The sequence below is a fragment of the Stenotrophomonas sp. NPDC077421 genome (assembly GCF_049545505.1).
GTDB lineage: Bacteria > Pseudomonadota > Gammaproteobacteria > Xanthomonadales > Xanthomonadaceae > Stenotrophomonas > Stenotrophomonas nematodicola.
Genome location: NZ_JBMWDP010000037.1, coordinates 37,056 through 42,549, shown reverse-complemented (window position 1 = coordinate 42,549; position 5,494 = coordinate 37,056). Strand labels below are relative to the sequence as shown.

Here is a 5,494-nt window from a genome sequence, read left to right as displayed (position 1 = left end):
GCCAGGCCTTCTTCCGGGATGTGCACGCCGAAGGCGTTGGTCAGGGCGTGGGTCGGGTCACCCACCAGCGGGAACTGGGCCTTGCCGACGGCCGGCGAGGTTTCGTGCCACACCTTGTGCGAGAAATGGGTGTCGGTGGTGACGATGTACACCTCGGCACCGGCCTTCTGGAACTCGGCGTAATGGTCGGCGGCGTCTTCGATTTCGGTCGGGCAGTTGAAGGTGAACGCGGCCGGCATGAAGATCAGCACGGACCACTGGCCCTTCAGGGTGCTGTCGGAGACCTTGATGAACTCGCCGTTCTGGTAGGCGTTGGCTTCGAACGGCTGGATCTGGGTGTTGATGAGCGACATCGTTGTTCCTCTTGGTGAAGGGGTGGGTGAAGCGACCAACACAGGTTAGCGGCTCCGTTCCCATAAGGACAATCCATTGATTGCATCTATACGATAGACATAGTCTATCGAAATGAGCTGATCCAGAGATGAACCCTCGGGTCGATATCGCCCGAATGCATTGCAGCGCAATGACATCGCCGCCGCCGCGGCTGATCGGTGCCATAGCCCGCGTGTATCCGCCCAAGGTGAAACCTGAACGAACCGCTCGGTCAGCCCGCCTGTGGCGCACGGGGAGGCGGCGTCGCCACCGGCTGCAGGCGCGCGGTGACGGTGCACTACACTGCGCGCCCGTTCCTGCACGATCCCCGCCATGACTGCCGCCCCGCGCGACGTTCGACAGCTGCTGGCCGAAGCCGCCGCCACCCTGCCCGGCGTGGAGGGGCGGCACGAGGCCGAACTGCTGCTGCTGCATGTGCTAGGGCGGGAGCGCGGCTGGCTGTTCGCGCATGCCACCGATCTGCTCGACGCCGACGCCGTAGCGACCTTCCAGGCCCTGCTGGCCCGCCGCCAGGCCGGCGAGCCGGTTGCCTACCTGCTTGGCCGACGCGGTTTCTGGACGCTGGATCTGGCGGTCAGCCCGGCCACGCTGATTCCGCGCCCCGAAACCGAGCTGCTGGTCGAGCTGGCGTTGGATCGGCTGCCGCGGGAGACCGCCCTGGAGGTGGCCGACCTCGGTACCGGCAGCGGCGCAATCGCCCTGGCGCTGGCCAGCGAACGGCCGCACGCCCGCATCACCGCCACCGACGCCAGCGCCGAGGCCCTTCAGATGGCGCGCCGCAACACGGCAGCGAACGGCGTGCACAACGTGGTGTTCGTCGCAGGGTCCTGGTATGCACCGTTGGCCGGTCAGCGCTTTGCGCTGATCGCCAGCAACCCGCCGTACATCGCCAGCGGCGACCCGCACCTGCTGCAGGGCGATCTGCGCCATGAACCGGCCAGCGCGCTGGCATCCGGGGCCGATGGTCTGGACGACATCCGCGTGATCGTCGCCGGCGCCGGCGCGCACCTGCTGCCCGGCGGCTGGCTGCTCATCGAACATGGCTGGGATCAGGGCGACGCGATCCGCGCGCTGTTCGAACAGGCTGGCTTCGATCACGTGTCCACCGTCCGCGATCTCGAACAGCGCGAGCGCGTGACCTGCGGCTGTCTGCCCGGCGGGGTTTGAACCCGGCGGCAACAATGCCGTGGGTAGAATGGCGTTCCACCCGAAAGGACGCGCCATGCTGCTTCGCAATGCCAAGGTTCTGGCCCACCCGTTCCTGCACGACATGCGCCAGGACAGCTATTTTCCCGCGCCCCTGGTTGAACAGGGCCGGCAGATCCTGCTGCGCCTGTGCGAGCGCATCGAGCGCGAGCCGCCCGTCGATGCGGCGGCGCTGTGCGCGCTGACCCACGCCGCCACGCTTGAATTCAACGTGCTCGGCGAAGCATTCGAGGCGCAGGGCAGCGAACTGGAATCCGTGGCACGCGACAACATCGGCAGCGATGTCGATTTCATCGCGCGCAGCTACGGGTTCGATGTGGATGTCGAAGACCTGATCAGCCCGCGCGAGTGGTGAACCCGCCCGTGCGCGCCTGTCCCCAACAACGGAGTTCCGTCATGCGTACGCTGTACCCCGCCATTACCCCCTACGACGTCGGCAGCCTGAAGGTCGATGATCGCCACACGCTGTACTTCGAGCAGTGCGGCAACCCCGACGGCAAGCCGGTGGTGATGCTGCATGGTGGCCCGGGCGGTGGCTGCAGCGAGAAAATGCGCCAGTTCCACGACCCGGCCAAGTACCGCATCATCCTGTTCGACCAGCGCGGTGCCGGCCGTTCCACGCCGCACGCCGACCTGGTGGACAACACCACCTGGGACCTGGTGGCCGATATCGAGACGTTGCGCGAGCACCTCAAGGTGGATCGCTGGCAGGTGTTCGGCGGCAGTTGGGGCTCCACCCTGGCATTGGCCTACGCCCAGACCCACCCGCAGCGCGTGACCGAACTGGTGCTGCGCGGCATCTTCATGCTGCGCCGCTGGGAGCTGGAGTGGTTCTACCAGGAAGGTGCCAACCGCCTGTTCCCGGACGCGTGGGAGCACTACCTCAAGCCGATTCCGGCCGTGGAGCGCCACGACCTGATCTCGGCCTTCCACCGCCGCCTGACCAGTGACGACGAAGCCACCCGCCTGGCCGCCGCCAAGGCGTGGAGCGTGTGGGAAGGGGCAACCAGCTTCCTGCACGTGGACGACGACTTCGTGAACAGCCATGAAGACCCGCAGTTCGCGCTGGCGTTCGCCCGCATCGAGAACCATTACTTCGTCAACGGCGGCTTCTTCGAGGTGGAAGAGCAACTGCTGCGCGACGCGCACCGCATCGCCGATATTCCCGGCGTGATCGTGCACGGGCGCTATGACGTCGTGTGCCCGCTGCAGAATGCCTGGGAGCTGCACAAGGCGTGGCCGGCATCGACGCTGGAAATCAGCCCGGCCTCGGGCCACTCGGCGTTCGAAGCGGAGAATGTGGACGCGCTGGTGCGCGCCACCGACCGTTTCGCCGGCTGATCGGCCGGTCCCACCGGTGGGGCATGCGCCTCATCGATGGGGCGGCACGCGCTGCTGCTACCAGTGGCCGGCCAGCAGCGCCTCGGCCAGCACCTTCAGCTTCGGTGAGGCCTGCCGCGACGGCGGGTACACCAGTGACAACGCGCGGCTGCGGCCCTCGAAAGGCTGCAGCACGCGCTGCAGGCGGCCGTCAGCCAGGGCATCGGCCACCGCGAAGTCCATCACCTGCACGATCCCGACGCCGGCCAGTGCGCCTTCGACCAGCGGATCACCACTGTCGAACACCATCCGCGCCGGGGGGGTGACGTCACGCAGCCCGTCGCCGTCGCGGAACTGCCAGTCCACCAGCCGCCCGCTGCGCAGGTTGCGCACCGCCAGGCAGGCATGCCCGTGCAGATCGTCCACCGTGGCCGGCGCACCGCACCGGGCCAGGTAAGCCGGCGAGGCCACCGTCACCCAGTGCAACGGCCGCAACGGCCGCGCCACCATGCGCACGTCGCTGATCGGGCCGGTGCGCAGGGCGGCATCGAAGCCTTCCTCGACCAGGTCGACCAGGCGGTCGTTGAGCACCAGGTCGAACTGCAGGTGCGGATGCGCACCCATCAACTGGCCGGCCAGCGGCACCAGCACTTTGCGACCGAACATCGAGGGGGCGGTGACTTTGAGTACGCCCGACGGCGTGCACGGGCGGTCGCCGAGGCGCCGCTCGGCATCCTCCAGGCCACTCAGCAGGGGCGCGCAGTGCGCCACGAACTGCTGCCCGTCGGGGGTCAGGCTGACGTTGCGTGTGTTGCGGTGGAGCAGGCGCACACCGAGCGTGCCTTCCAGCCGACTGATCGCGCGCGACAGCCCCGACTGGCTGACCCCGAGCTGGCCGGCGGCGAGGGTGAAACTGCGCGCCTCGGCGACCTGTACCAGCATGCGCACCGCATTGAGATCCATGTCCGCCCTCGATTAATGCGAAAATGCATGACAGAAATCGAAGTATCCGGGTTTATTTGTCTTGCGTCATCAATGAGACTGCCCGCCTTTCCCCCGTACCGACTGGCATGACCGACGCTCCCCGTTCCTTCCCGCCGCGCCTGGCACTGACCCTGCTGGCAATGGCCCAGCTGATCATCGCGCTCGACGCGACCATCATCTTTGTGGCCCTGCACGAGATGGGGGTGCAGCTGCGGATCAATGCGCAGCAGCTGCAATGGATCGTGAGCGGTTACACCGTGGCCTTCGGCGGCTGCCTGCTGCTTGGCGGCCGCGCGGCCGATCTGCTCGGGCGCCGCCGGGTCTATCGGCTCGGCATGGCGCTGTTCGCGCTGGCCTCGCTGGTCGGTGGTTTCAGCACCAGTGCGTGGCTGCTGATCGCGGCCCGGGCGGTGCAGGGCATCGGCGCGGCGTTGCTGTTCCCGGCCACGTTGTCGCTGATCAACACGCTGTACGCCGAGGGCGCGCCACGCAACCGTGCGCTGGCGATCTGGTCGATGGCCAGCGCCGGTGGCCTGGCGTTGGGCACGCTGCTCGGCGGAGTGCTCACCCAGAGCTTCGGCTGGGCCTCGGTGCTGCTGGTGATCGTGCCGTTCGCCAGCGCCTGTGCGCTGCTGGGCGGGTGGTGGCTGCCGCGCGACTCCGCGCCGCAGGCCGGGCGCTCGTTCGACCTGGCCGGCTGCCTCACCGTCACCCTGGGCGGCAGCCTGCTGGTGACCACCCTGGTGCAGGGGCCGGAGTGGGGCTGGCTGGCGCCGCGCACGCTGGGCTGCCTGGCGCTGTCGGTGGTGCTGCTGGTCGCCTTCGTGCAGATCGAGCAGCGCAGCCGCGATCCGTTGATGCAGTTCGCCCTGCTGCGTCTGCGCAGCCTGCGGGCCGCGATGCTGCTGACGTTCGTGTTCATGAGCAGCTTCGGCGTGCAGTACTACTTCCTGGCGCTGTACTACCAGGATGGATATGGCTGGAGCGCGCTGCAGGCGGGGCTGGCATTCCTGCCGCCGACGCTGGTGTGCACCGTCGGCATCCGCATCACCGAACGCATGCTCGCCCGTCGCTCGCCCCGCCAGGTGCTGGCACGGGGCATGGCGGCCGGCGCGATCGGTATCGCGGCCGTGGCGGTCGCGCTGCCCTATGGGGCGACATACTGGCCGCTGCTGCCGGGCATCGTGGTGTTGAGCCTCGGGCAGGGCATGACCTGGACGGCGATGTGGATTGTGGCCGGGCAGGGCGTGCCGGCTGCGCAGCAGGGCGTGGCCTCCGGCATGGCGGCCACTGCCCAGCAGATCGGTGGCGCGCTGGGCCTGGCGCTGCTGGTGATGCTGGCCAATGCCGGACGCAGCGCATCGGCGGCGGGCACCGGCCCGGACGCACTGCAGGGGCTGGTGAACGCGCAATACGGCGCGGCCGCCTTTGCGCTGCTGGGCGTCGCGGTGGCGCTGTGGCTGCGGCCGCAGGAAGACCCGGCCGATCAACGCGCTACCGCGTAGCCGCAGCTTCCGGGTAGCGCCGACCGTTGGTCGGCTGGCGCGCGAAGCGCGGGGTTGCCGACGCCGGAACGGAGAGCAGCCGGGCA

6 protein-coding genes are annotated in these 5,494 nt (G+C 68.5%); 4 read left to right on the top strand and 2 right to left on the bottom strand.

Annotated features, from left to right (window positions below):
- The coding region (locus tag ACPEH1_RS16865; protein WP_423716089.1) for a redoxin domain-containing protein at window positions 1–353 on the bottom strand (353 nt) is incomplete at its 3' end.
- Between the two features lie 352 nt (window positions 354–705).
- On the opposite strand from ACPEH1_RS16865, the gene prmC reads away from it, so the two are divergent.
- The 3 genes from prmC to pip are packed head-to-tail and all read left to right on the top strand — an operon-like array spanning window position 706 to window position 2,940.
- The gene (gene prmC / locus ACPEH1_RS16860) at window positions 706–1,560 is read left to right on the top strand and encodes a peptide chain release factor N(5)-glutamine methyltransferase (RefSeq protein WP_423716088.1); all 855 of its coding nucleotides are present in this window, start codon (window positions 706–708) and stop codon (window positions 1,558–1,560) included.
- 55 nt (window positions 1,561–1,615) lie between these two features.
- Complete coding sequence (locus tag ACPEH1_RS16855; RefSeq protein ID WP_026070854.1) at window positions 1,616–1,954, top strand: DUF5713 family protein; 339 nt, start codon at window positions 1,616–1,618, stop codon at window positions 1,952–1,954.
- Window positions 1,955–1,995: 41 nt separating this feature from the next.
- Window positions 1,996–2,940, top strand: a complete 945-nt coding sequence (gene pip / locus ACPEH1_RS16850) for a prolyl aminopeptidase (RefSeq protein ID WP_017356612.1) — start codon at window positions 1,996–1,998, stop codon at window positions 2,938–2,940.
- Window positions 2,941–2,997: 57 nt separating this feature from the next.
- On the opposite strand, the gene ACPEH1_RS16845 is transcribed toward pip, so the two are convergent.
- Window positions 2,998–3,882 carry a LysR family transcriptional regulator gene (locus ACPEH1_RS16845; RefSeq protein ID WP_017356613.1) on the bottom strand — a complete coding sequence of 295 codons (885 nt, stop codon included), beginning with the start codon at window positions 3,880–3,882 and terminating at the stop codon, window positions 2,998–3,000.
- A gap of 107 nt (window positions 3,883–3,989) precedes the next feature.
- Here ACPEH1_RS16845 and ACPEH1_RS16840 point away from each other — a divergent pair, with 107 nt between their 5' ends.
- Entirely contained in the window at window positions 3,990–5,408 is a 1,419-nt protein-coding gene (locus ACPEH1_RS16840; protein ID WP_017356614.1) for an MFS transporter, read from the top strand.
- Window positions 5,409–5,494 lie beyond the last annotated feature (86 nt).